At 67.9% G+C, this 24952-nt stretch carries 19 protein-coding genes and 1 pseudogene; 11 read left to right on the forward strand and 9 right to left on the reverse strand.

All coding sequences use genetic code 11. The annotated features are described in order from the left end of the window. Positions 1–2 precede the first annotated feature (2 nt). From DIZ26_RS22190 to DIZ26_RS22205, 4 genes are read right to left on the reverse strand one after another with little or no spacing between them, the layout of a single operon-like run. Positions 3–1244 carry an MFS transporter gene (locus DIZ26_RS22190; protein WP_112244570.1) on the reverse strand — a complete coding sequence of 414 codons (1242 nt, stop codon included), beginning with the start codon at positions 1242–1244 and terminating at the stop codon, positions 3–5. After that, the gene (locus DIZ26_RS22195; RefSeq protein WP_112244572.1) at positions 1241–2608 is read right to left on the reverse strand and encodes a GH1 family beta-glucosidase; all 1368 of its coding nucleotides are present in this window, start codon (positions 2606–2608) and stop codon (positions 1241–1243) included. Before DIZ26_RS22195 ends, DIZ26_RS22190 begins: the two co-directional genes overlap by 4 nt. Continuing rightward, on the reverse strand, positions 2598–3209 hold the full coding sequence (locus DIZ26_RS22200) for a YbjQ family protein (RefSeq protein WP_112244574.1): 612 nt from the start codon (positions 3207–3209) through the stop codon (positions 2598–2600). The genes DIZ26_RS22195 and DIZ26_RS22200 overlap by 11 nt, the downstream gene beginning before the upstream one ends. A gap of 27 nt (positions 3210–3236) precedes the next feature. Next, complete coding sequence (locus DIZ26_RS22205; protein ID WP_112244576.1) at positions 3237–6473, reverse strand: penicillin acylase family protein; 3237 nt, start codon at positions 6471–6473, stop codon at positions 3237–3239. 149 nt (positions 6474–6622) lie between these two features. On the opposite strand from DIZ26_RS22205, the gene DIZ26_RS22210 reads away from it, so the two are divergent. The 3 genes and pseudogenes from DIZ26_RS22210 (at position 6623) to DIZ26_RS22220 (ending at position 9999) form a co-directional block, all read left to right on the forward strand. Then, entirely contained in the window at positions 6623–7213 is a 591-nt protein-coding gene (locus DIZ26_RS22210) for a TetR/AcrR family transcriptional regulator (protein ID WP_112244578.1), read from the forward strand. A gap of 84 nt (positions 7214–7297) precedes the next feature. After that, positions 7298–8401 carry an aminotransferase class V-fold PLP-dependent enzyme gene (locus DIZ26_RS22215; RefSeq protein WP_112244580.1) on the forward strand — a complete coding sequence of 368 codons (1104 nt, stop codon included), beginning with the start codon at positions 7298–7300 and terminating at the stop codon, positions 8399–8401. 423 nt (positions 8402–8824) lie between these two features. Next, positions 8825–9999, forward strand: a pseudogene (locus DIZ26_RS22220) (IS30 family transposase). 71 nt (positions 10000–10070) lie between these two features. On the opposite strand, the gene DIZ26_RS22225 reads toward DIZ26_RS22220, so the two are convergent. Then, positions 10071–12254: a DEAD/DEAH box helicase gene (locus DIZ26_RS22225; protein WP_112244582.1), complete on the reverse strand. Its 2184-nt coding sequence runs from the start codon at positions 12252–12254 to the stop codon at positions 10071–10073. A 603-nt stretch (positions 12255–12857) separates the two neighbouring features. On the opposite strand from DIZ26_RS22225, the gene soxR reads away from it, so the two are divergent. Both soxR and snpA read left to right on the forward strand, forming a co-directional pair. Next, a complete protein-coding gene (gene soxR, locus DIZ26_RS22230; RefSeq protein WP_112244584.1) occupies positions 12858–13334 on the forward strand; it encodes a redox-sensitive transcriptional activator SoxR in 477 nt (158 codons plus the stop codon). A 153-nt stretch (positions 13335–13487) separates the two neighbouring features. Beyond that, entirely contained in the window at positions 13488–14153 is a 666-nt protein-coding gene (gene snpA / locus DIZ26_RS22235) for a snapalysin (protein ID WP_198676226.1), read from the forward strand. Positions 14154–14358: 205 nt separating this feature from the next. Here snpA and DIZ26_RS22240 read toward each other — a convergent pair whose 3' ends face one another. Continuing rightward, on the reverse strand, positions 14359–15381 hold the full coding sequence (locus DIZ26_RS22240; RefSeq protein WP_112244586.1) for a LacI family DNA-binding transcriptional regulator: 1023 nt from the start codon (positions 15379–15381) through the stop codon (positions 14359–14361). A 231-nt stretch (positions 15382–15612) separates the two neighbouring features. On the opposite strand from DIZ26_RS22240, the gene DIZ26_RS22245 reads away from it, so the two are divergent. Next, positions 15613–16692, forward strand: a complete 1080-nt coding sequence (locus tag DIZ26_RS22245; RefSeq protein WP_112244588.1) for an ABC transporter ATP-binding protein — start codon at positions 15613–15615, stop codon at positions 16690–16692. A 108-nt stretch (positions 16693–16800) separates the two neighbouring features. Here DIZ26_RS22245 and DIZ26_RS22250 read toward each other — a convergent pair whose 3' ends face one another. Continuing rightward, positions 16801–17790, reverse strand: a complete 990-nt coding sequence (locus DIZ26_RS22250) for an ABC transporter permease subunit (RefSeq protein WP_112244590.1) — start codon at positions 17788–17790, stop codon at positions 16801–16803. Then, positions 17787–18719: an ATP-binding cassette domain-containing protein gene (locus DIZ26_RS22255; protein ID WP_112244592.1), complete on the reverse strand. Its 933-nt coding sequence runs from the start codon at positions 18717–18719 to the stop codon at positions 17787–17789. The genes DIZ26_RS22250 and DIZ26_RS22255 overlap by 4 nt, the downstream gene beginning before the upstream one ends. Positions 18720–18904: 185 nt before the next feature. On the opposite strand from DIZ26_RS22255, the gene DIZ26_RS22260 reads away from it, so the two are divergent. From DIZ26_RS22260 to DIZ26_RS22280, 5 genes are read left to right on the forward strand one after another with little or no spacing between them, the layout of a single operon-like run. Continuing rightward, positions 18905–19225: a metal-sensitive transcriptional regulator gene (locus DIZ26_RS22260; protein WP_232828515.1), complete on the forward strand. Its 321-nt coding sequence runs from the start codon at positions 18905–18907 to the stop codon at positions 19223–19225. A gap of 31 nt (positions 19226–19256) precedes the next feature. Then, positions 19257–19475 (forward strand): heavy-metal-associated domain-containing protein, encoded by a 219-nt coding sequence (locus DIZ26_RS22265; protein WP_112244594.1) that lies wholly within the window; start codon positions 19257–19259, stop codon positions 19473–19475. After that, entirely contained in the window at positions 19472–20467 is a 996-nt protein-coding gene (locus DIZ26_RS22270) for a hypothetical protein (protein ID WP_112244595.1), read from the forward strand. Before DIZ26_RS22265 ends, DIZ26_RS22270 begins: the two co-directional genes overlap by 4 nt. A 19-nt stretch (positions 20468–20486) precedes the next feature. After that, positions 20487–22730, forward strand: a complete 2244-nt coding sequence (locus tag DIZ26_RS22275; RefSeq protein WP_112244597.1) for a heavy metal translocating P-type ATPase — start codon at positions 20487–20489, stop codon at positions 22728–22730. Between the two features lies 1 nt (position 22731). After that, positions 22732–23346 carry a DUF4396 domain-containing protein gene (locus DIZ26_RS22280; protein ID WP_112244599.1) on the forward strand — a complete coding sequence of 205 codons (615 nt, stop codon included), beginning with the start codon at positions 22732–22734 and terminating at the stop codon, positions 23344–23346. A 47-nt stretch (positions 23347–23393) separates the two neighbouring features. Here the strand turns inward: DIZ26_RS22280 and DIZ26_RS22285 are convergent, their stop codons facing one another. Next, positions 23394–24941, reverse strand: coding sequence for a glycoside hydrolase family 13 protein (locus DIZ26_RS22285; RefSeq protein ID WP_112244601.1), 1548 nt, complete (start codon positions 24939–24941; stop codon positions 23394–23396). Positions 24942–24952: the final 11 nt, after the last annotated feature.

Raw genomic sequence — 24952 nt, forward strand, 5'->3', positions numbered from 1 at the left:
GATCAGGAGACTATCCGGATCTTGCGGACCAGCACCGCGCCCGCGACGGTGACTGCCGCGGCCAGGCCGTAGAGGACCGGGTAGCCGCCGGCGTACTTGACCACCGGTGCGGCGATCGCCGGAGCGATCACCTGCGGCAGCGAGTTGGCGATGTTGATGACGCCCAGGTCCTTCGCCCGGTCGCGGGCGTTCGGCAGCACCTCGGTGAGCAGCGCGAAGTCCACCGACAGGTAGACCCCGAACCCGATCCCGAGCACGACGGCCGCGAGGATCGCGCCGGTCCAGGTCGGCCAGGCGGCGAACAGCACCACTCCGACGGCCATCACCGCACCGGACCAGGTGACGAAGATCTTGCGCCGCCCCAGCCGGTCCGACCACCTCCCGGATCCGACCGCGGTCAGCAGCACACACAGGCTGTAGATCGCGACCAGGATGAGCACGCCGGTGCCGGGATCGGCGTACCCGACTTCGTCCTGCAGATAGAAGAACAAGTAGAGCGTGCCGAGTGAGTTCCCGAGGTTGAGCAGGAAGCGGGTCATCCAGGCCCAGCCGAAGTCCGGGAAGCGGCGCGGGTCGAGCCAGAAGCCCCGCGCGAAATCTCGCCAGACAAGGGTAGGCCGCTCCAGCAGCCGTTGGTCGCCGCTGATCAGCAGGTACGGAACGACCGAGACGAGCAGGAAGATCGCGCAGGCCACGTAGCCGGTCCCGATGCCGCCGACGATGGTGGCCAGGCCAACGCCGGCCAGTCCACCGAGGGTCTGCGCCAGCGCGACCCAGCCACCGACGACACCGCGCTGCTTCCGCGGCACCCGGTCCGGTACCGCTGCCGTGACGGCCGCCAGCAACGCGTTGCAGAACAGTTGCACGAGGCCCCAACCGAGCAGCATCCAGGCCACCGCGCCGGCGCCGGCCAGGATCAGCAGCCCGACGACACCACCCACAGCACCGATCAGCACCCACGGCACCCTGCGGCCGAACCGAGATCTGGTCCGGTCGGAAATCGCCCCGAACAAGGGGTTCGCGAAGACCGACACCGCCGCGCCGACCCCGGTCACCAGTCCGAAGACGAACTCTTTGTTGCCCGGGGCAATCTTATCGGACTGCTGCGCGAGCAGCACCTGGATCGGTCCGACCCAGGCGGCGAACACGCCGACATTCGTCAGTACGACGGCAGCCGTCCACCGGCCGCGAACGGCGGCGATCGGCTCCGCGAGCGCCGCGGACACAGCCGGACCGGTGGTCATCCCCGGCTCTTGGTGATCAGGTCGCGGTACCAGTGGTACGACGCCTTCGGCGTGCGGACCTGACTCTCGAAGTCGACGTGGACCAGGCCGAAGCGCTGGGAGTACCCGGCGGCCCACTCGAAGTTGTCCAGCAGCGACCACTGGAAGTACCCGCGAACGTCGATGCCGTCGTCCGTCGCCTTCCGGAGCTCGCGGAGGTACCCGTCCAGGTAGTCGATCCGGCGCTGGTCCGCAACCTCGCCGTCGACCGGGCCGTCGTTGATCGCGCAGCCGTTCTCGGTGATGTAGAGCGGCGGTAACCGGTCGCCGTACCGGTCCTTCAAGGTGCGCAGGATCTCGCCGAACGCCTCGGGCACGATCGGCCAGCCGAAGTCGGTCTTCGAGTACTCCTCGATCGACCGCGGCTCGAACGGCAGGCCCTCGGGCAGCGGGAGACCATCGGTCGCGGCACTGTCCGGGTTGCCCGTCGGCGCGCCGACGCGGGTCGGCGAGTAGTGATTGAGCCCGAAGAAGTCCAGCGGCGTCGAGATCACCTCGAGGTCCTCCGCGACCGGTCCGGGCATCGCCTCGCCGAGACCCTCGGGGTAGCGCCCGAGCACGATCGGATCGGCGAACAGCCAGTTGATCAGGTTGTCGTAGAGAGCGGCCGCCTCGCCGTCCTCGGGGCTGTCGCTGGCCGGCCAGGTCGGGGCGTGGTTGGTGGCGATCCCGATCTCGGCGGCACCACCGGCCCGCAACGCCTGTACTGCGCGGCCGTGCGCGAGCAACTGGTGATGCGCCACCGGTAGCGCCTCGAACCCGAGCGCCTTGCCGGGCGCGTGGCCACCCATCGCGTACCCGACCAGCGTCAGCACCATCGGCTCGTTGATGGTCATCCACATCGGCACCCGGTCGGCGAACCGCTCGGCCAGGATCGAGGCGTAGTCGGCGAACCGCGAGGTGATGTCACGGGACAGCCAGCCGCCCGCGTCTTCCAGCGGCTGCGGGGTGTCCCAGTGGTACAGGGTCGGCGCCGGCGTGATGCCGGCGCCGAGCAACTCGTCGATCAGCCGGTCGTAGAAGTCGAGCCCGGCGGGATTCGCCGGGCCCTGACCGGTCGGCTGGATCCGCGGCCACGCGAACGAGAACCGGTACACGTCGACGCCGAGGTCCCGCATCAGCGCCACGTCCTCGGCGTACCGGTGGTAGTGGTCGCACGCCACTGCTCCGGTGCCGCCGTTCAGGATCCGGCCCGGTTCGGCGCAGAACGTGTCCCAGGTCGAGATGCCGCGACCGCCCTCGGTCACGGCTCCCTCGATCTGGTACGCCGACGCCGAGACCCCCCACTTGAAATCCGGGCCGAAAACGAGTGGCTCAGCAGTCATTCGCATCATCCTCATCGGGTTTGGCGGCAGGGGCGTCCTGCGGCCGTGGCGGCTCTACCTTCCGGACGATCACGGCGGTGCCGTACGCGGCCACCTCGCTCATCGTCTGGGCGATCTCGTTGCAGTCGAAGCGCATCGCGAGGATGGCGTTCGCGCCCATCTGCTGGGCCATCTGGCACATCCGCATCACCGCGACGTGCCGCGACTCGGCCAGCATCTGGGTGTACTCCGGTACTTCGCCGCCGCCGAGTGAGCGGAAGCTCGCGGTGAAGTTCGAGCCGAAGTCACGGCTGCGCACGGTCAGCCCGAACACCTCGCCGAACACCTTCTCGGCCGTGTACCCGGGCAGGTCGTTCATGGTCGAGACCAGCACCGGGTACGGCGAACCCTGCGGCGCCACGTGCGGCACGTTCGACTGCTGGGTCGGCTGGTAGCCGCCAGGCGCCTGGCCGTAGCCCGGTTGCCCGTAGCCCTGCGGCGGCGGGCCCTGCTGGTAACCGGGCTGCGGTGGCGGCGGCGCGTATCCGGGCGGAGGGCCCTGCTGGTAACCCTGCGGCGGGTACGGCGGCTGGTTCGGGTTCGGGGGAAAGTTCTGGTTCATGCCGTCATCTTTCCAGCCCACAGGTCGTCACAGGCGGAAGACCTGCAACTCGTACAGCGAGTATCCGTACGACGTCGCCCGCTTCGTGCCGGTGACCCGGACGTAGCGCGCCGGGGTCGCGCCGAACCGCACCACGTCCTCACCACCGTCCCCGTTGCTGGTGGCAAACACCTGCTGCCAGTTCACGTTGTCCCGGGACACCTCGACCCTGTACGCCGTGGCGTAGGCGGCCTCCCAGTTCAGCACCACCCGGCGGATGGACTGCTCGCTGCCGAGGTCCACCTTCAGCCACTGCGGATCCGACCAGTTGCTCGCCCACCGAGTCGCCAGATTGCCGTCGACGGCGTTCGGTGGTGGCGAGTTGAACCAGCCGGTCTCCGCACTGCTCGCCGTCGCCGTCTTCCCCAGCGCCAGGTTGCTGACGTCGTCGCCCCGGCGGGCCGGGAACTCGACCACCTGCTGGTACGTCGGCCGGTTGACCCATGCCATCCGGTCCTGGGTGATCCCGCCCATCGGCTGGTGGACGATCTGGTCGGCACAGAACTGGTCGCCCGCGGCACAGTCCGCCGTCGCCGGGTACGTCGTGGTCGCCGGCACCTTTGTTGCTGCCAGCAACGAGTCGGCCAGCACCGAACGACAGGCCGCCAACGAGCCACCGCCGCAGAACGTCACCGGCTGAGCGGTCTTCACCGGATCGCCGAGAACCTTGCGCAGATCCCGCTGGACGAAGCCCCACCAGCCGTTCTGGAAGGCGGACCCTTGCGCGCTCGGCCGCTCGTCGATCTTCTGGGTGTGCACCAACGCGTTGTAGAGATCCGGACCAAGGCCCTGGAACTCGGCCGGCACCAACAGCGGCCACCACGCGTCGAGAATGCGAATCGCCTCGGCATGGTCGTAGGTCTTGGACGCCTCGTTCGGCGTCTTCCGATGGCTCCCGGCCGCCTGCCAGGCCTGCAGTTTGGCGACAGCGTCCGCGACGGCCGGATCCGTGATCGGCGCGCTCTTCAGAACCCGGAGCAGGTACGGCAGTACCTCGTCGCCGCGCAGGTCGACCGTCGCCGCGCTCTCCATCGCCTCGACCAGCTTGCCGCGGGTGAACTTCTGCCCCGACGAGATGACCGACTTGATCCGGTCGTCCAGCGGCTGGCTGCGGTAGACCGAGTTGTAGCCGAAGTTGCCGTCGGCCGCGGAGAACCCTGGCGCCTGCTTGTTGTTCCAGCTGGTCAGGTAGTCCTGGTTGACCACCTGCGGATGCTGGGCCACCGGCGTGTACGTCGCCCGGTTCGTATCCGGGTTCCAGCCCTGCCACTCGTACTGCGGGTAGCCCCAGGTCGGCAGGTTCGGGTCGGCCCCGTCCGGGCGGACGGGGTTGTCACCGGAGTTGAAGTACGCGATGTCGGTCTTGTCCGTGTAGAACCAGTTGAACGTGTAGCCGATGTTGCTAGCCGCGCTCTTGAAGTCGGCCGCGGAGTGGATCCGGTCCGGGTCGTTCAGCTGCATGAATCCGAGCGCCGAGCCGGCCTCGTTCCCGTACGTCGAGCGGTTGCTGGTGAACAGCACCGGCCTGCCACCGACCGTGCCGCGATGCGTGACGATACCGAGTTTGGTGCGCTGGGCAACCAACGTGTACGAACCGGCCGGCTCCGACGAACCGAGGCTGGAGTACCAGGCGTTGTGGCGTTCGAGTTTCTCGATCGGAAGACACTGGCCGCGGAACACGTAGTACGTCGAGGCCTTGGTCGGTGTCGAGCCATCCGGCTCACACAGCGGTACGGCGTACGTGTCCGTGATGTCCTGGCCGGCCGAGGTGGCGCTCCAGGAGTAGTCGGCGCCGTGACCGATCAGCGTGTAGAAGTTCAGCCCGGCGAAGGCGATACCGCGTGAGCTGACACCTGGTCCCTGGAGTTCCTGGCGGAGCAGGAGTTGCGGCGCGAAGTACCCGGTCTGCGGTCCGTAGACGGCGATCGGGTTGCCGCTCTCGGTGTACTGGCCCGACACCATCAGCGCGTTCGACATTCCCTTGGGACCGAAGCCTTCTGGGAAGACGCCGCCGTTGAAGATGCCGCGCAGCGATTCCTTGCTCTGCGTCTTGTTCGGCGGCTTGACGCCGGTGCTGCTCTTCGGGGCAACCGTTGCGGTGGTCGCCGAGCCGGTCTGGTCTACAACCTCCGGCTCGGGCGTCACCGAACCACGGTCCGGCATCGCGCGGCCGGCCGGGTTCGCACTGGTTGTTCCGTACGGGAACGTGGTCCCGTTGTGCACGGTCGTCGGCGCCTCGGGGTCGTTCTGCGAACGGAACGACTCCCAAACCTTGGTGCCCTGGGCAACGCCGTACTTCGCCTGTGCCTCCAGCAGCGCGAGTGCTGAGGCCATCTCGCCGCCACCACCGGTGCCGAAGATGCCGGCCACGACCGCGGCCGTAGCGACCACGTCGGTCACCTTCCACGGTTGCGGGGTCGGCAGGCCGAGGGCGACGTACTCACCGGGGTACGCGATGCCGACCGTGTTGATGTAGTAGTTGACGCCGTCGACCCAGGCCTGGATGTCCTTCTGCATCTTGAGACCGTCGGCACCGTAGAGTTCGTCGGCATTGTCGAACTGCCGCTGCAGATCCGCTTCGGTGTACGGCGCGGTCCGCCAGAACTCCTGCTCGAACGCGCGGTTGGCCGCCGCACCACCGGCGAACGGGGTCAACTGGCCGCGACCGAGATGCCGGAACACGTCCATCACGAACAACCGGTCCTGCGCGCCGGCATAGCCCGCGCCGAACATGGTGCCCTCGCGGGTGGTCCCGGTGATGTGCGGGATGCCGCGCGACTTGTCCCGCACGATGGTCACATCCGGCCGCGGGCTGTAGGTGCTCGCGACGTCGTCCGGCTTCACGCCGAACGACGAGTCGTCGTAGTACGGGTCGAGGCCGTCGTCGGTCATGCCCTGGGAGTTCCACACCAGCCGCTCGTACGGCTTGACGGTGTCGCTGAAGTGCGCCGGGCGAGTGCCGAATCCCTTGAAAAGAAGGAGATCCGTGAAGGTCGCGTTGCCGTTCTGACCCGGCGGCAGGATGTCCGCGCACTGCCCGACGCAGTAGTCGGTGGGTCCCGCGGCTTGGGTCGCCAAGGGTTTGGCCTGGCTCGGCGTCGACAGTCCGAGCGCCAGCAGCGCACCGACGGCCAGGGCGGCGGTCGTCGTACGGGCTCTCGTCCTGCGGGCGGTGTGGCCACGGGCTGAGTGACTGCGAAGTGATGGGCGGGGCGGTCGCGTCACAGGGTCCTCCCTGGGGGATCGTCGAAAGGAGACGGCAGGGAACGTCTGGACCGACTGTGACTCACCAGTAGCATCAGGTCAAGAGTCTTGGACGCTTGACCTGGAAGACGTACTGTGTCAGCTCTGGCATTTCGTTGACGAGGAGTTGGATGGCGCGGGTAGCGGCTGACGTGCGGCGGGCGGAGCTGGTGCAGGCTGCCATCCGTGTCGCCACCCGGGAGGGATTGGCCGCGACGACCACTCGGCGGATCGCGCAGGAGCTCGGCATCTCGGTCGGCATCGTGCACTACTGCTTCCGGTCCAAGGAGGAGCTGCTGCACGAGGTGATCCGAGTGATCACCGAAGCTCAGATCGTCGCCGCGCGGGAGGCGATCGTGCCCGGCGCCGATCTCGCGTCGAGTGTGCGCAACGCGTTCCTCGGCTTCTGGCAGCTGGTCGAGGCGACGCCGGAGGCCCAGTTGCTGACGTACGAGCTGACCAGCTGGGCCTTGCGGAACGCCGAGACCGAACCGCTCGCCCGGGAGCAGCGCGCGAGTCAGCTGGCCGGGATCGTCGAGATCCTCGCCGAGGTGTCGAGCGCGACCGGCGCTCGGTGGTCCCTGCCGACCGAGCAGCTGGCCCGGATGACGTTGGCCATCACCGACGGGGTGACGCTGGGCTGGCTGGTCGACCGGGACACCAAGTCCGCGGTACAGGCGCTGGAGGCGTTCGCCGATCAACTGCTTGCTTCGGCCCTCTGAACCGCCCTTGAACTGATCGGGCGACACGAGTTTGATCAGATCTCTCGCCAGCGTCCGGTATCCGGGTCTAGGGTGATTTCCACCATGGGCGCTCGCGAGAGATATGGGCTGACTGAGGTCGTCAACGCGCACGGTACGTTCACGCCCCTGGGCGTGTCGCGCAGCTCGGCCGGCGTGGCCGCCGCGGTCGCGGAGGCGCTGCCCGAGTTCTTCGTGATGCACGAGCTCGCCGACCGGGCGGGTGTAGCGCTCGCCGCCGCGACCGGCGCCGAAGCCGGTGCGATCACTCATTGCACGGCGGCCTCGATCACGCTCGCCGTCGCCGCCGCGATGACCGGCACCGATCCTCGCCGGATCGCATTGTTGCCTGACGCAACGGATCTGCACAACCGGGTGGTCCTGCCGGCCGGTCACGTGGTGAGCTATGGGCAATCGATCCTGCAGGCGGTGCGACTCTCCGGTGCTTCGGTGATCCTTGCGGGATCGTCCGAAACCCGTTGTACGACAGCGGATCTGGACGATGCGCTGTCGGTCGACGATGTGTGCTGCCTGTTGCTTGTGTCATCGCGACTGGTGCACGGCGAGCCGGTCGATCTGGTGGCGGCGGTCAAGGCCGCCCATCGGCGTGGGGTGCCGGCAATCATCGACGGCGCGGCACAGTTCCCGCGAACGGCCGACCTGCTTGCCAGCGGCGCCGACCTGGTGCTGGTGAGTGGCCAGAAGTATTTGGCATCGCCGACGGCGGGACTTGTGGTCGGCAACCGGCGACTGGTCCAAGCGGTTCGGGCTCAGGAGAACGGCATCGGTCGCGGGATGAAGGCGACGAAGGAGGCCATGGTCGGCGTCCTGACCGCCCTCGAGGAATGGCAGGCGATGGACCGCGCCAAGTGGGAGGCCGACCAGGACGCGAAGGTGAGCACCTTCCTGGCCGCGGTCGACCAGCTGCCTGGGTTGACCGCCGAGGTACTGCCCGATCCGACCGGCCTGCCGCTCTCCAGGGTTCTTCTGAAGGTTGCCCCTGGCATCGATGCCGCAAAGCTAGCTGCCGAGCTTCAGACCGGCTCACCGGCCGTCTTCGTTCTGCCCCAGCCCGATGCCCTGGTTCTCGAACTGGTGCCGTTGGAGTCCGACGAAGTACAAACGGTCGTGAAGCGCCTCGCGCAGGCGCTGCAGGCCTTGCAGAACTGACATGCGAAAGGGCCCCCGGCTTGTTGGGCGGGTTCACGTGGTCGTCGCAACACCTTGATTTGAGGAGTTGCGGCGGCCATGTCGTTTGTGGAGGACTTTGAGCGTCACGGTGATGTGTTGTTGCGGTTGGTGGATTCGGGGGTCCCGGTCGCTGCGGCGTGCGAATCGTTGGGGATCACGCGTGCTCGGGGCTATGAGATCTTGCGGGCGCGTGGTCGTAGGTTGGGCCGGCGAACGGTCATCACCGACGCGTTGCGGGAGCATGTCATCGCGGTGTTCGGGCAGACGGCGAGTATCAGTCGTGCCGCCATTGCCAGCGGGTTGAGTCACAACGCTGCCCGGGGAATCGTGGTTGCGGCGGGGCTGGTTCCCGCGGCGCGGACCGTGCGGGGCAAGGCGCAGGCCAGGGTCCGGTTCACCGAGTTGATCGAGGCAGGCTGGTCGAACACCCGCGCGGCGCGGGAGGTGGGCGTGAACCGGCGCACCGGGCAGGACTGGCGAGCCGGGGTCCGCAAGGTGGGCAACACACGGATCCATCCTGACGGGCGGGTCGTGGACTCCGGCACCGCAACCCGGTATCTGACTTCCATGACTGGACCAGCCGATGGCGTGATCAGTGACCGTTATCTGTCCTTGGATGAGCGGCTGGCGATCGCCGACGGAGTGATCAACAAGCTGACTTTCACCCAGATCGCGGCCGGCCTGGGCAAGAACAAGTCCACGGTGTCGCGCGAGGTCCGCGCACACAGCATCGAAGGGATCTACCTGCCGCACCAGGCCCGCCGTGACGCGGCGACGGCCCGGGCCCGCCCGAAGGCCTGCAAGCTCGTCACCGACCCCGTACTGCGCGAGCAGGTCGAACGGGGGCTGGAGCGGAAGTTGTCACCGGAGCAGATCTGCCACAGGCTCGTCAAAGAGTTCCCCGATGACGAGAGCATGCGCGTGAGCCACGAAACGATCTACCAGGCGCTCTATTTCCAGGCCCGCGGCGGCCTCAAACGCGAAGTCCAGACCGCGCTGCGCACCGGCCGAACCAGACGCAAACCCCAACGCCGTCTCGATCAGCGCCAGCACCGGTTCGTCGACGACATGATCATGCTGTCCGAGCGGCCCGCCGAGGTCGACGACCGCGCGGTGCCCGGCCACTGGGAAGGCGACCTGATCATGGGTGAGGGCAACCGGTCCGCGATCGCGACCCTGGTCGAGCGCACCACCCGCTACACCCTGCTGGTCCACCTGCCCGGCGGCCACGACGCCGAACAGGTCCGCGACGGGCTCATCGCCACAATGCAGACCCTGCCCGACCACCTGCGCGGATCGCTGACCTGGGACCAGGGCTGCGAGATGGCCCGGCACCAACAGTTCACGATCGCCACCGACATCGCCGTCTACTTCTGCGACCCACACTCACCCTGGCAGCGCGGCACCAACGAAACACCAACGGACTGCTGCGCCAGTACTTCCCCAAAGGCACCGACCTGTCCGTCCACGGACCCGAAGACCTCGAACACGTCGCCCAAGAACTCAACGCCCGACCACGCAAAACGCTCGACTGGGACACCCCAGCCGAGCGTTTGCGTGATCTACTCACCACCTAGAAACCAAGGCGGTGTTGCAACGACCCCTTGAATCCGCCTTGCCGGGGGCCCTCTTCACTGCATGCGGTAGATCAGCGGGGCTCGAAAGTCCTGCCGTTACCGGTGCGCTCCGAACGGCCGCCGCGGTAACCGCCGCCGCTGCTGTTGCCACGGCCCTCGTAGCCACGGCCCGGACGGCTTCCGCCGCCACCGAACCGCTTGCCACCCTTGTTGAAGCCACCGCTGCCGCGCTGCGGCTTCGGGGCGGGCAGCTTGACCGGGTAACCGGACGGCTTGGTGCCGCCGGTCAGCTCGGCCACGTTCTCGTCGCCCGGGCGGACCCGGACCGGCTCGGTGACGACACCGGCCGACTCGGCCAGGCGCATCATGCCGCGCCGCTGGTGCGGCAGGACGAGCGTGACGACAGCACCCTTGCCGCCGGCGCGCGCCGTACGGCCCGCGCGGTGCAGGTAGTCCTTGTGGTCCGCCGCCGGGTCAGCCTGTACGACCAGGCCGACGTCGTCGACGTGGATGCCGCGAGCAGCGACATCCGTGGCGACCAGCACCGGGACGGAACCGTCCTTGAACTGGTCCAACGTGCGGTTGCGGGCGCCCTGGGTCAGGCCGCCGTGCAGCGCCGCCGCCATCACGCCGCGGTCGCGCAACTGGGTGGCGACGCGGTCGGCGCCCAGCTTGGTGCGGACGAACACGATGGTCCGGCCGTCGCGGCTGGCCAGCTCGGCCGTCAGCGACTGCTTGTGAGCCGGCTCGATGACGAGCAGGTGGTGCTCCATCGTGCTGACCGACGCCTGGCCGGACTCGGTCGAGTGCGTGACCGGGTCCTTCAGGTAGGTCTTCACGATCTTGTCGACGTCGTTGTCCAGCGTCGCCGAGAACAACAGCCGCTGACCGCTCGGCGGGGTCATGTCGAGCAGCGTGGTGACGGCCGGCATGAAGCCCATGTCGCACATGTGGTCGGCCTCGTCCAGGACCGCGATCTCGACGGCACCGAGGTCGGCAGCGCCCTGCTCGCACAGGTCGATCAACCGGCCGGGCGTCGCGATCAGCAGGTCGACACCCCGACGGAGCGACTCGATCTGCTTCGGGTAGGGCAGACCGCCCGCGATCAGCTTGATCGAGACACCCATCACGTGGGCGAGCGGCTCGAGGGCGTCGTGCACCTGCATCGCCAGCTCACGGGTCGGCACCAGCACCATGCCGCGCGGACGGCGCGACTCGGTGTGGCCACCGGCCAGCCGCATCAGCGCCGGCAGGCCGAACCCGAGGGTCTTGCCGGAACCGGTCTGACCGCGGCCGAGAACGTCCTTGCCGGCCAGCGCGTCCGGGATGGTCGCTTCCTGGATCGGGAACGGCGCGGTGATGCCGTCGCGAGCCAAACGCTGAACCAACCGCGGCGCGAGTCCGAGGGCTGCGAAACCGTTGCCCTCGGCCACCTCGCCGAGGTCGACCGGCATCTCGACCTGCTGCGGGCGAACACGCTCGTAGTCACGGTCCGGGTCACGCTGGTAACCACGGTCGCTGGCGCGGTCGTTGCGCTGGTAGCTGCTCCGGTCGTTACCGCTCCGCTCGCTGCTGCGCGGGTAGCTGGTGCGCTCGGGGCGATCCGCGCTCCGCGGGTAGCTGGTGCGCTCCGGGCGGTCGTTGCTGCGCGGGTAGCTCGTCCGCTCGGGACGGTCTGTGCTGCGCGGGTAGCTCGTGCGCTCCGGGCGGTCGAAGCCGCGGCTGTCGCGGTCCGTGCGCTCGTTGCGGTAGGCACCCTTGTCGGTCTTCGCGAACGAAGGCTTGTCGTACGAGCTCTTCTGGTACGAGCTCTTCGGGTACGACGTGGTCTCGGCGCGGGCATTCCGGTTCTCGTACGCCGGACGCTCGCTGCTCCGGTTCTCGTACGCCGGGCGCTCGGTGTTGCGGTTCTCGTACGCCGGGCGCTCGGTGCGGGACTGCTCGGCGGCGCGGTAGCCGCGCACGGGGCGGTCGTTGCCCCGGCGGTCGTCGCGCCGGTCGTTGTCACGGCGATCGGGGCCGCGGCTGCCACGATCGGAGTACTGGCTGGGTCCGCCGCGGCGCTCGACCTGGGCAGGCTTCTCCACCCGGGCGGAACTACGGTCCGTACCGGGAGTGGTGGGTGCGTCCAGCTCGGCGGCCATCCGCTCGCCGTACGACTGGGTCTGGAACTTCTTGTGCCGCGGCTTCTTCGCCCGGTCAGCGGCCTCGTTGCCGTCGGCGGGCACAAACTGGTCCTGGTGGTGCTGGGACACGCAATCTCTCTCTCAACGTCACGGCTCAATGCCGCATCGGAGCCGCACGCAAGTGCCGACCACCAAAAATGGCCGGATCTGACGTGCAAGGCAGGAGATAAGGCATCGACCTGCGGGTGCTATCGCGTTGCACCCATGTCGCCGGGGAATCATCAGCGGGATGCTGAAACCGACGGGTCGGAGCGCCTGGGAAATGCTCTGGTGACGCGACTCGCGCACCGACGCGAAAAAGTATACCCGACCCCGACGTCACCCTTGACCACCCACCACAACCGCCCCCGACATCACACCACGTTCTCCGACCCCAGCCCCAGCCCCAGCCCGACCACCCACCACAACCGCCCCGACATCACACCCACGTTCTCCGACCACACCCCGGCCACCCATCCCGACCACCCACCTCCAACCCCCTTCCACCTCGACCACCCACCTCCAACCCCCTTCCACCTCGACCACCTCCAGCCCTCCGGCGGGCACAACCTGGCCACCAGCAACGTTCTCGGCCGCATCTGCACGGCCTCAGCCGGCGCACCGTAGTACCGGTGGGTGTCGGGCAGGGTTCAAGGGAGGTTCAGCTCTTGTGTGCGGTTCTAGGGTGGCGACATGGCCGAGGACACCATTCCCAGCAAGGATCACTGGCTGTCGATCGGCGAGATCGCCCATCGATCCGGCGTCGCCGCGTCGGCCTTGCGCTTCTACGAGGAGCAGGGGCTGATCGCGTCCCGGCGGACGTCCGGCAACCAGCGGCAGTACCAGCGCAGTACGCTCCGGCGGATCGCCTTCATCCAGGCGGCGCAGCGCGTCGGTCTCGCACTGTCCGAGATCAGGTCGGCCCTGGACTCGCTCCCCGACGACCGCACGCCGACCCGCGCCGACTGGAGCAAGCTCTCCAAGTCCTGGCGCACCCGGCTCGACGAGCGCATCTCCGAACTCGAGCGCCTGCGCGACGACCTCGACGGCTGCATCGGGTGCGGCTGCCTCAGCCTGCAGCGCTGCAACCTGTACAACAAGGCGGACCGGCTGGCCGAACGCGGACCAGGCGCCCGAATCCTGAACGTCGGCATACCCGGCGAGCTATGACCGGCATAGGCCGCGCAGCAGCCGGCGAGGGTTAACCCCTGCCTTCTTCCCGATCTGGTGCGGAATTCTCCGCCGCTTGGCAACATCCCGATCTGTAGCGATCAGTAATCCGCCGGTCGCTTTCCGCCACAGATCACGGAGTGAGGCCCTCCCATGTCGCATCGCCGTATCCTGACGTCCCTCGCCGGACTCGCCGCCGCAGCCCTGGCAGTCCCCGGCATCGCCGCCGCCTCCCCGGCGCCGAGCGTCCCGAGTTCCGCCCCGACCCATGTGTCGACGTACACAGGTTCGCCACAGGACGAAGCCGCCACCAAGGCGTTCTACGACGCGGTCATGAAGTCCGCGCGCGCCAAGCAGGCCAAAGCCGGCAACAAACTCGCCGCCGTCACCGTCACCTACGCGGTCGACGCCCCGAGCTTCGCATCCCAGATCTCTTCCAGTACGTCGATCTGGAACTCCTCGGTCAGCAACGTCCGCCTGGTCGAGGGCAGCAACTACGACTTCTACTACACCGAAGGCAACGACTCCCGCGGTTCGTACGCCTCCACCGACGGCCACGGCAGCGGCTACATCTTCCTCGACTACGCCCAGGCCCAGGAGTACGACCCGGTCCGTATCACCGCCCACGAAACCGGCCACGTCCTCGGCCTCCCCGACCACTACTCCGGCCCTTGCAGCGAACTGATGTCCGGCGGCGGCCCCGGCCCGTCCTGCACCAACCCGTACCCCGACGCCACCGAGCGCTCCCAGGTCAACTCCCTGTGGGCCAACGGCTTCGCCGGCTTCACCACCAAGGCCGCCTTCCACACCTCGAGATAACCCCCGACCTTCGGCTCGGGATTGCCCGGCAGGGGACGATCCCGAGCCGAAGCACCTCGTACGCTCCCGCCGCCCCTGGGAACGTCCGAGGCCGCTGGGCGGATCGCCACGCCATCAGTGGGGAGATTTCCGACGCGACGAAGGTGGGCGCTGAGCGGCGAGCGGGCCCGCGGGTCGTAGTACTGATGGTGTGGGCGTCCGGGCGTCAGGCGTTGCGCGGTCCCGTGGTACCGCGGACGACCAGTTCCGGGCGGAAGAGGAATTCGGTGTGGGGAGTCGCGTGGCCGCGGACCTCCTCCAGGAGCGACTGGACAGCCGCCAAGCCCATGGCCTGGACGGGTTGGCGGACTGTGGTCATTGGGGGGTCGGTGAATTCCATCATGGGGGCGTCGTCGTAGCCGACGACCGAGATGTCGCCTGGGACGGAGAGGCCGCGTTGGCGGGCGGCTCGGATGACGCCGAGCGCCATCATGTCGGAGCCGCAGACGACCGCGCTGACGCCGAGGTCGAGAAGGCGCTGGGCCGCTGCGGCGCCGCCTTCGACGCCGAACATGCTCAGCGACACCAGCTCCGACACCTCGTCGTCGGACAGCCCGAGCTGGGCTTTCATCGCGGTGCGGTAGCCGGCCAGTTTCCGCTGGACGACGATGAAGCGTTCCGGTCCGGAGGCGAACCCGATCCGGCGGTGGCCGAGCGACACGAGATGTGTCACGGCGAGCTCCATCGCGGCGTACTCGTCGGAGGAGATGAAGGGCGCCTCGACGCCGGGCAGCCAGCCGTTCACGAACACCACTGGGAGGTGGCGGTCGACCAGCGACTGGTACCGCGCGTGGTCGGCGCCGGTGTCGGCGTGCAGACCCGAGACGAAGATGATCCCCGAGACGCCGCGCTCGAGCAGCATCTCGACGTACTCCTCCTCGGTCGCGCCCGAGGGCGACTGGGTGCAGAGGACCGGCGTGAAGCCGCGCTGCGACAGGGCCGACTCGATCACCTGGGCGAAGGCCGGGAAGATCGGGTTGATCAGCTCCGGCATCACCAGGCCGATCAGGCCGGCCGAGCGGCGTCTGAGCCGGGTCGGGCGCTCGAAGCCGAGCACGTCGAGCGCGGTCAGCACCGACTGTTTGGTCTCCTCGGCGACCCCGGGTTTGTCGTTCAGTACCCGGGAGACCGTCGCCTCGCTGACCCCCGCCTTGGCGGCGATGTCCGCCAGCCGCGCTCTACTGCTCACGGCGGCACCTTACCCAAGCGCCCCGAAATTGCAGCAAGATTGTGCAAGAAATTGCAGACTCAAGCGCCGGTCAACCTGCGCGTAGTTGTCCAGTCCGTGAACAGTTCGGACAGGTCACACGCCGTACACCTTGTCAGGAGCTGGTCGCCGGGCGAGGATGGGCGGACCCCCGCCTGGGGGCCTTTACTCGGATCGTCCGGCACGTTCCTGCCGGTGAAGGAAGGAAGCGTCATGGCTACTGTCTCGTTCAAGTCCGCGACCCGGATCTACCCGGGTTCGGAGAAGCCCGCCGTCGACAAGCTCAACCTCGAGATCGAGGACGGCGAGTTCATGGTTCTGGTCGGCCCGTCGGGGTGTGGTAAGTCCACCTCGCTGCGGATGCTGGCCGGCCTCGAAGAGGTCAACGAGGGTTCGATCTACATCGGCGAGCGCGACGTCACGCACAAGCCGCCGAAAGACCGGGACATCGCCATGGTGTTCCAGAACTACGCGCTCTACCCGCACATGTCGGTCGCCGACAACATGGGCTTCGCGCTGAAGATGCAGGGTGTCTCCAAGGAGGACCGCGCCAAGCGGGTCCAGGAGGCCGCCAAGCTGCTCGGCCTCGAGGAGTACCTGGACCGCAAGCCGAAGGCGCTGTCCGGTGGTCAGCGTCAGCGTGTTGCGATGGGCCGCGCGATCGTGCGTAACCCGCAGGTCTTCCTGATGGACGAGCCGCTGTCGAACCTCGACGCCAAGCTGCGGGTCCAGACCCGTACGCAGATCGCCGAGCTGCAGCAGCGTCTCGGTGTCACGACCGTCTACGTGACCCACGACCAGGTCGAGGCCATGACGATGGGCGACCGGGTCGCGGTGCTCAAGGACGGTCTGCTCCAGCAGGTCGACACCCCGCTGAACCTGTACGACAACCCGAAGAACCTGTTCGTGGCCGGCTTCATCGGCTCGCCCGCGATGAACCTGCTGACCGCGGACCTGGTCGAGGGTGGCGCCAAGCTGGGCGACTACACCGTCCCGGTCTCGCGCGACATCCTGGCCAAGGCCGGCAACGACAAGACCGTGTCGCTGGGTGTCCGTCCGGAGGCCTTCAAGGTCTCCGACAACGGCCTCCCGGTGAAGGTCGCCGTGATCGAGGAGCTCGGCGCTGACGCGTTCCTCTACGGCACCGCCGAGCACGACGGCAACCACCAGCAGATCGTCGCCAAGATCGGCGCCCGGATGGCCGTCGAGAAGGGCTCGATCATCCACCTGGAGGCGCAGCCGGACAAGCTGCACCTGTTCTCGGCCTCGACCGAGGAGCGCCTCACCGCCTGACCTTCCCAGCACAAAGGGAAGGAAAGCGGACAACAGCAAGTACTCCGTGACGCCGGCCCCGGGTGGTTCGTCCACCCGGGGCCGGCGTTCGTCCGGAGCCCAGTCGGCTCAGCTGATATCGCGCCGCTGGAAGACGCCGGCCCCGAGCGCGATCAGCACCACGACGACGATGCCGAGGTACCAGGCGCCGTGCTCGAAGCTCAGCGTCTTCTCGATCTGGGTGCAGAGGTAACCGCCGTCGGCCGTCGACCTGCAGTTGTCGACGAGGTACGTCGTGTCGTGCTTGATCCAGGCGTCGAAGTTCAGCCGCACCAGCCACGGCTGGGCCTTGGTCAGGAAGCCGCCGAAGACACCTTCGACCAGTACGAGGTACCCCATCGCGACCCCGACTGCCGCAGCGGTATGCCGCAGGAGGAGCGCCAGGACGCCGCCGAGAGCACCGGCCGCGGCAGCCATCAGGACCGCCCGCCCCGCGGTGCCGGAGAGGTCGCCCCAGACCTTGCCCGTCGTACCGGCGGTGGTGCCCAGCGCGCCGACGATCAGGTAGACGCCGGCCAGCAGAATCGCGAGCAGCACCACCGCGACCGGGAGCATTCCCGTCGCTGCCGCGATCAACTTGCTCCCGTAGACCCGGAGCCGACGCGGTTCGAAGGTGAGCCAGTTGCTGATCGATCCGCTACTGAACTCGGCACCGACGAAGCTCGCTCCGATCAGGAAAGCGCCGAACGCCAGCAGGTACGACGAACCGAGCAACAGGTCCGGCATCAGCTCCGTGAACTTCGCCATCGGCTTGCCGAACTGGTCGAGGGTCGGCGGGTTGACCTGGCAGAAGTCCTCGAGCTTCGGCTTCGGATCCGGCTGCGACTGGTAGTCCTGCAGGCACTGCTTCTTGTACTCCTCGCCGTGCTCCTGCCAGTCTTTCTGGGCCTGCTCGAAGTTCACCTGGGCGTTGCGCTGCTCCGCCGCTGACAGTGGTTTCGCGTTCTGCCAGGTGGCGACGAGCATGATCCCGGTGATCAGCAGCAGGGCGGCGACCCCGATCACGACGAGCCGGCGGGAGACCAGCCGGCGCAGTTCGACTCCGGTGAGCCGGATCATCGGGTGCCTCCCAGGCCTTCGTCGGCGGTGAGTTCGAGGAACACCGATTCCAGGTCGGCGCGCACCGGGATCAGCTCGGAGACGTACAACTCGTGCTGGGCCAGGCGTCTGGTGACATCGGCGGAGTACTCGGCGCCGTCCACCAGCAGATAGTTGCCGTCGGCCCGCACTGTCAGGCCGGCCGCGGTCAGGATCCGGGTCGCCGACTCATGGTTGTCGACGGCAACTTTTACCGTCGCCGCCGTACTGTTGCCGATCACTTCGGCGACCGTGCCGGAGGCCAGCAACCGGCCGTGGCCGATGATCGAGACGGTGTCGGCGACCTGTTCGACCTCGGCGAGGATGTGACTGCTGACCAGTACGGTCCGGCCCTGTTCGCCCAGACCGCGCATGGTCTCGCGGATCTCCCGGATCCCGGCCGGGTCGAGACCGTTCGTCGGCTCGTCGAAGATCAGCAGATCCGGCTCCTTGAGCAGTGTCGCCGCGATCGCGAGCCGCTGCTTCATCCCGAGCGAGTAGCTCTTGAACCGGTCCTTGCCGCGCTCCCCCAGCGACGTCTCGTCGAGTACCTCGCCGACCCGCTTGCGCGGTACGCCGATCGCGTCGGCGAGCAACTCCAGGTTCCTGCGGCCGGTGAAGGCCGGGAAGAACTTGGGCGACTCGACGATCGCACCGACCCGGCCGACCACGTCCGGCAGGTGCCGGGGTACCTCCTGGTCGAACACCGTCATCGTGCCCGCGTCCGCCCGGATCAGGCCGAGCAGCATCCGGATCGAGGTCGTCTTCCCGGATCCGTTCGGGCCGAGAAACCCGTGCACTCCCCCGACCGGCACGTCGAGATCGAGCCCTTGAACAGCGACCACCTTCCGCCCCCGCCGAGTGCGATACGTCTTCCGCAACCCCCGCGTACTGACCGCCAGCTCCGGCATGCCACCCCTTCCTCGACCCACTCCTCAGCTGAGGAGACGCACACCCTCCCACGTTGGTTGGTTCACGGCTCAGAAAAATTACCCCCACCGGGTATGGCTTAGAGCTTGCATTTGATACCCCTCGGGGGTAAGTTTTGGCTTGTCGAGATACCCCCATGGGGTAGCCAGAGAGAAAGAGCGCCGCCATGAGCACCGAACCGGACCAAGTCGAAGCCGCTGGACATGTGCACGGGTACACCTCGGAGAAGTCGAGCCATCTGAAGCGGCTGCGCCGGATCGAGGGTCAGGTTCGGGGGCTGCAGCGGATGGTCGAGGAGGACAAGTACTGCATCGACATCCTCACCCAGGTCTCTGCGGCGACGAAGGCGCTCCAGTCGTTCTCGCTGGAGCTGCTCGACGAGCACCTCTCGCACTGCGTGGTCGAGGCGGCCCAGAAGGGCGGCGCCGAGGCGGAGGAGAAGGTTCGCGAAGCCTCCGACGCCATCGCCCGCCTCGTCCGTAGCTGAACAACCCAGATTCCGAGCAAGGAGCATTGAGATGACCACCACGACGTACTCGGTGAACGGCATGACCTGCGGGCACTGCACCGCGGCGGTGACCGAGGAAATCAGCAAGCTGACCGGAGTCCAGCAGGTCAGCATCGACCTCAACGCCGGCGGCACCTCCGCCGTGCACGTCACGAGCGAGTCCGCCCTCGACGACGCCGCCGTGCGCGAAGCCGTCGACGAGGCCGGATACGAACTGGTCGCGTCATGACCCGGGCTGTCGCGCTCCGGCTCGGCGCGTACGCCGGTGCGCTGGTGCTGGCCTTCGCCGGCGCCTTCGCAGTCGGTTCCGCGGTCGACCCGATCGCGGCAGCCGACCCCGCAGCGAAGTCCGGGGACCAGCCGATGACCGGCATGGGCGACGAGGGCGGAACGCACGGCGCCGGACATCAGCTGGACGCTCCAGGCGCGCAGCCGCCCGGCCTCGCGGTCTCGCAGGACGGGTACACCCTCGCTCCGGCGACCACCTTCTTCCAGCCGGGCAAGCAGGAAACGCTGAAGTTCAGCATTCTCGGGCCGGACGGCAAACCCGTCACGCAGTACACGAAGACCCATGAGAAGGACCTGCACCTGATCGTCGTACGGCGGGATCTGTCCGGGTTCCACCACGTGCACCCGAGTCGGGACGCGAGTGGGGTGTGGAGCATTCCGTTCACCTTCACCGCGGGCGGCACCTGGCGGATCTTCACCGACTTCCAGCCGGCCGGTCACGGCAAGACTCTGACGCTCGGTAGCGACGTCAACGTCTCCGGGCTGTACGTCCCAGTACCGTTGCCTGCGGCATCGAGTGTGACCAGCACCGACGGGTACGACGTGACGCTCGCGGGCACCCCGGTCGCCGGCAAGGAGTCCGAGCTGACCTTCAGTGTCAGCAAGAACGGCAAGCCGGTCAGCGATCTCGAGCCGTATCTGGGCGCCTTCGGGCACCTGGTGTCGTTGCGCAGCGGCGATCTCGCCTACCTGCACAACCACCCGGCGCAGGAGGCGGAGCCGGGCACCAAGGGCGGTCCGCAGGTCAAGTTCGGGACGACCTTCCCGACGGCGAGTACTTACAGCCTCTTCCTGGACTTCCAGCACGGGGGCAAAGTGCACACCGCCGAGTTCCGCGTCGACGTGACCGGCCAGGCGATCGTGCCCACAGCCGAACCCACTCAGATGCCCGGCGAGACACCGGGCCATGAAGAGACGCCGCACGGCCACTGAGCCAGGAGAGGAGGACGCAATGACCAACCAACAACCGCCCAACTCCGTCGAACTCGTGATCGGTGGCATGACGTGCGCCTCCTGCGCCGCCCGGGTCGAGAAGAAGCTGAACCGGATGGAAGGCGTGACCGCGACCGTCAACTACGCCACCGAGAAGGCGAAGGTCACCTTCGCCGACGGCGTCAGCACCGACGACCTGGTGGCAACGGTCGAGGCGACCGGCTACACGGCCGCACTGCCGACGCCGCCGTCGACCGAGGCGGCCGCTGAGGCCCCGGACGAGCTGCGGCCGCTTCGCGAGCGGCTCTACACCAGCATCGCCCTCGCAGTACCGGTGATTGCCCTGGGCATGATTCCGACGCTGCAGTTCGATTACTGGCAATGGGCGTCGCTGACGCTGGCCACTCCGGTGGTCAGCTGGGCCGCGTGGCCGTTCCACAAGGCGACGTGGACGAATCTGCGCCACGGCGCCGCGACGATGGACACGCTCATCTCGCTCGGTGTCGTCAGCGCCTATCTCTGGTCGCTCTATGCCCTGTTCCTCGGCGAGGCCGGCGAGCGCGGGATGACGATGCCGTTCACGCTCATCCCTTCGCGCGGCGGCGGTGCCGAAGAGATCTACCTCGAGGTCGCGGCCGGCGTCACGACGTTCATCCTGGCCGGCCGGTACTTCGAGGCGCGCGCCAAGCGCCGGTCGGGTGCCGCGCTGAAAGCCCTGCTGGAGCTGGGCGCAAAGGACGTCGCCGTACTGCGGAACGGCGCGGAGGTTCGGATCCCCGCCGATCAACTTGCTGTTGGCAACGAGTTCGTGGTTCGCCCGGGTGAGAAGATCGCCACCGACGGCGTGATCGTTACTGGCAGCAGTGCTGTGGACGCGTCGATGCTGACCGGCGAACCGGTGCCGGTCGAGGTGAGCGAAGGCGACTCGGTTGTCGGCGCCACTGTGAACGCGGGCGGCCGGTTGGTCGTCCGGGCGACGCGGGTCGGCTCCGATACCCAACTCGCGCAGATGGCCCGGCTGGTCGAGGACGCGCAGAACGGCAAGGCCGCGGTACAGCGGCTGGCCGACCGGATCTCCGGGGTGTTCGTACCGATCGTGATCGGGCTTGCCGTTGCCACGTTGGCCTTCTGGCTCGGCAACGGGTCGCCGACCGAGGTGGCCTTCACCGCGGCTGTCGCAGTACTGATCATCGCTTGCCCGTGTGCCCTCGGGCTGGCTACGCCGACCGCGTTGATGGTCGGCACCGGGCGAGGCGCGCAACTGGGGATCCTGATCAAAGGCCCGGAGGTGCTGGAATCGACCCGGCGCGTCGACACCGTAGTACTGGACAAGACCGGCACCGTGACGACCGGGCGGATGGCGTTGGTCGACGTACTGCTGGCTCCCGGCGAAGAACGTGCCGACGTACTGCGATTGGCTGGTGCACTGGAGCATTCCAGCGAGCACCCGATCGCGCAGGCGGTGGCTCGCGGGGCTGCGGACGAGGTCGGCAAGCTGCCCGAGGTAGAGGACTTCGGCAACGTGGAAGGCCTTGGTGTGCAAGGGATTGTCGACGGACATGCTGTGTTGGTCGGTCGCACGAAGCTGCTGGAAGAGTGGAGCCAGTATCTGCCGGATGAGCTCGCGCACGCCAAGAAGCACGCCGAAGCCGAAGGCAGTACTGCGGTCGCTGTCGGGTGGGACGGTAAGGCGCGCGCGGTACTGGTTGTCGCCGACACGGTGAAGCCCAGCTCCGCCGAGGCGATCCGGCAATTGCGGGCGTTGGGACTGCGGCCCGTGCTGCTGACCGGGGACAACGAGGCGGTGGCGCAGAAGGTCGCGGCCGAGGTGGGGATCGACGAGGTCATCGCCGAGGTACTGCCGGCCGACAAGGTCGACGCGGTGAAGAAACTGCAGAGCGAAGGGCGGGTGGTCGCGATGGTCGGCGACGGCGTGAACGACGCAGCCGCGCTGGCTCAGGCGGATCTCGGGCTGAGCATGGGCACCGGGACCGACGTGGCGATCGAGGCCAGTGATCTGACCTTGGTTCGCGGCGATCTGCGCTCCGCTGCCGATGCGATCCGGCTGTCCCGCAGTACCTTGCGAACCATCAAGGGGAATCTGTTCTGGGCGTTCGCGTACAACGTCGCTGCCCTTCCGCTGGCGGCCGCGGGGCTTCTGAATCCGATGCTGGCCGGCGCCGCGATGGCGTTCAGTTCGGTCTTCGTCGTCACCAACAGCCTGCGGCTCCGCCGCTTCCAGCCACTCACCAACGGAAACTGAGATGACTGACAAACACACAGACCACGCAGCCCACACCGAGCACACCGGCGCCGCGCGGCTCGGGGAGCACGGGGAGTACGCGGAGCACGGCGGGCACGAGAGCCACGGCGGGCACGTGGAGCACGCCGCCGGGCACGCGGGGCACACCGCGCCCACCGCGCATGAGGGGCACGGCGCTGGGCAGAGTCTTACCCGGCAGGCGATCTCGGCCACGCTGCACTGCCTCACCGGGTGTGCGATCGGCGAGATCCTCGGGATGGTGATCGGTACCGCGGCCGGGTTCCACAACCTGGCGACCGTGATCCTCTCGATCGTGCTGGCGTTCTTCTTCGGCTACTCGCTGACGATGCGTCCGGTGCTGGCCGCCGGCATCCCGTTCCGCCAGGCCCTCAAGGTCGCCCTGGCCGCCGACACCCTGAGCATCGTCACCATGGAGATCGTCGACAACGCCTTCGTCCTCGCCGTCCCCGGCGCCATGGACGCGGGCCTGTCCTCCTTCCTCTTCTGGGCCAGCCTGCTCGCCTCCCTGGCCATCGCCTTCGCCCTCACCGTCCCCGTCAACCGCTGGCTGATCGGCCGAGGCAAAGGCCACGCGGTCATGCACGCCTACCACTGACCAACCGACGGGTACGGCCACCTTCACCGGTGGCCGTACCCGTTTGGTCAGCGCACCCAGGCTGTGGTGTCGGTGGGGAGTTTGCCGTTCTCCAGTGGGTTGCTGGTGAGCAGGAGGTCGGTGTGCGGCGGTAGGTCGACCGGGGCGGGGCTGAGGTTGGTGATGCACTTGAGGCCCGAGTCGCGGGCGAACAGCAGGACGCCCGGGTCAGCGTCGAGCCAGGTGAGGGTGCCGTCGCCGAGTTCCGTACGCCGAATGCGCAGGCCGTTGCGGTAGAGGGTGAGCATCGAGTTCTGGTCGTCGTGCTGGGACTCGACGGTGAGGTTCTTCCAGTCGGCGGGTTGCGGCAACCACGGCGTACCGGAGCCGAAGCCGAACGGGGGCTCCTGGCCCGACCACGGGATCGGGACCCGGCACCCGTCCCGGCCCCGATCGGTACCGCCGGAGCGGACCCAGAGCGGGTCCTGGAGCAGTTCGTCGGGCAGGTTCTCGACCTCGGGCAGGCCGAGTTCCTCACCCTGGTAGACATACAGCCCACCCGGCAAGGCCATCGCGAGCAACGCGGCCGCGCGAGCCCGGCGCTCACCCAGCACCGGATCGGTCGCCATCCCGTGCTTGCGATCCTGGTGTGAGAACGAAGTATCCGGACGCCCGTACTTCGTGACTGGTCGCGTCACGTCGTGGTTCGACAGCACCCAGGTCGGCGGCGCCCCGATCGGCACGTGGGTCGTCAGTGTGAGGTCGATCGAGGCGCGCAGTTCGTCGGCGTCCCACGGCCGGGACAAGAAGTCGAAGTTGAACGCGGTCTGCATCTCGTCCGGGCGTAGGTAGAGCGCGAACCGCTCCTGGTCCGGCATCCACATCTCACCGACCAGGAAGCGCCCCTCGTACGAGTCGGTGATCCGCCGCCAGCCGCGGTACACGTCGTGCACCTCGTCGTGGTCGGTGTAGGACTCCTCGACGCTGTCCAGGTCCTTGAACAGCACCGCCGCACTGTCGATCCGGATCCCGTCCACGCCGCGATCCAGCCAGAATCGCAAGATCGAGTGGAACTCCTCGACCACCTCGGGGTTGCGCCAGTTGAAGTCCGGCTGCTCCGGCGCGAAGAGATGCAGGTACCACTCGCCGTCGTCGACCTGCGTCCACGCCGGACCGTTGAAGATGGACTGCCAGTCGTTCGGCGGCAGCCCGCCGTCGCGGCCGGGCCGGAAGATGAACCGCTCCCGCTCGAGCGAACCAGGACCCGCCGCCAGCGCCGCGACGAACCACTCCTGCTGGTCCGAGCCGTGGTTCGGGACGATGTCGATGATGGTCCGGATCCCCAGCGCATGGGCCTCGGAGATGTAGTCCTCCGCCTCGGTCAGCGTGCCGAAGCTCGGTTCGATCGCGCGGTAGTCGGCCACGTCGTACCCGCCGTCGGCCATCGGCGACGGGTACCACGGGTTCAGCCAGATCGCGTCGACACCGAGCTCGGCCAGGTAGGGCAGCTTCGCCCGCAGCCCGGCCAGGTCGCCGATCCCGTCACCGTTGCCGTCGGCAAAGCTGCGGAGGTACACCTGGTAGATCGCGGCTCCGCGCCACCACGTATCCGACATTGCTTCTCCTT

This window comes from Kribbella monticola (assembly GCF_003261635.1).
Lineage (GTDB): Bacteria > Actinomycetota > Actinomycetes > Propionibacteriales > Kribbellaceae > Kribbella > Kribbella monticola.

What these genes read in the sequence shown, in the direction of transcription:
- DIZ26_RS22190 (WP_112244570.1), bottom strand. Translation starts at nt 1,244, where the DNA reads ATGACCACCGGTCCGGCTGTGTCCGCGGCGCTCGCGGAGCCGATCGCC.
- DIZ26_RS22195 (WP_112244572.1), bottom strand. Translation starts at nt 2,608, where the DNA reads ATGACTGCTGAGCCACTCGTTTTCGGCCCGGATTTCAAGTGGGGGGTC.
- DIZ26_RS22200 (WP_112244574.1), bottom strand. Translation starts at nt 3,209, where the DNA reads ATGAACCAGAACTTTCCCCCGAACCCGAACCAGCCGCCGTACCCGCCG.
- DIZ26_RS22210 (WP_112244578.1), top strand. Translation starts at nt 6,623, where the DNA reads ATGGCGCGGGTAGCGGCTGACGTGCGGCGGGCGGAGCTGGTGCAGGCT.
- DIZ26_RS22215 (WP_112244580.1), top strand. Translation starts at nt 7,298, where the DNA reads ATGGGCGCTCGCGAGAGATATGGGCTGACTGAGGTCGTCAACGCGCAC.
- soxR (WP_112244584.1), top strand. Translation starts at nt 12,858, where the DNA reads ATGGCCGAGGACACCATTCCCAGCAAGGATCACTGGCTGTCGATCGGC.
- snpA (WP_198676226.1), top strand. Translation starts at nt 13,488, where the DNA reads ATGTCGCATCGCCGTATCCTGACGTCCCTCGCCGGACTCGCCGCCGCA.
- DIZ26_RS22245 (WP_112244588.1), top strand. Translation starts at nt 15,613, where the DNA reads ATGGCTACTGTCTCGTTCAAGTCCGCGACCCGGATCTACCCGGGTTCG.
- DIZ26_RS22250 (WP_112244590.1), bottom strand. Translation starts at nt 17,790, where the DNA reads ATGATCCGGCTCACCGGAGTCGAACTGCGCCGGCTGGTCTCCCGCCGG.
- DIZ26_RS22255 (WP_112244592.1), bottom strand. Translation starts at nt 18,719, where the DNA reads ATGCCGGAGCTGGCGGTCAGTACGCGGGGGTTGCGGAAGACGTATCGC.
- DIZ26_RS22260 (WP_232828515.1), top strand. Translation starts at nt 18,905, where the DNA reads ATGAGCACCGAACCGGACCAAGTCGAAGCCGCTGGACATGTGCACGGG.
- DIZ26_RS22265 (WP_112244594.1), top strand. Translation starts at nt 19,257, where the DNA reads ATGACCACCACGACGTACTCGGTGAACGGCATGACCTGCGGGCACTGC.
- DIZ26_RS22270 (WP_112244595.1), top strand. Translation starts at nt 19,472, where the DNA reads ATGACCCGGGCTGTCGCGCTCCGGCTCGGCGCGTACGCCGGTGCGCTG.
- DIZ26_RS22275 (WP_112244597.1), top strand. Translation starts at nt 20,487, where the DNA reads ATGACCAACCAACAACCGCCCAACTCCGTCGAACTCGTGATCGGTGGC.
- DIZ26_RS22280 (WP_112244599.1), top strand. Translation starts at nt 22,732, where the DNA reads ATGACTGACAAACACACAGACCACGCAGCCCACACCGAGCACACCGGC.
- DIZ26_RS22285 (WP_112244601.1), bottom strand. Translation starts at nt 24,941, where the DNA reads ATGTCGGATACGTGGTGGCGCGGAGCCGCGATCTACCAGGTGTACCTC.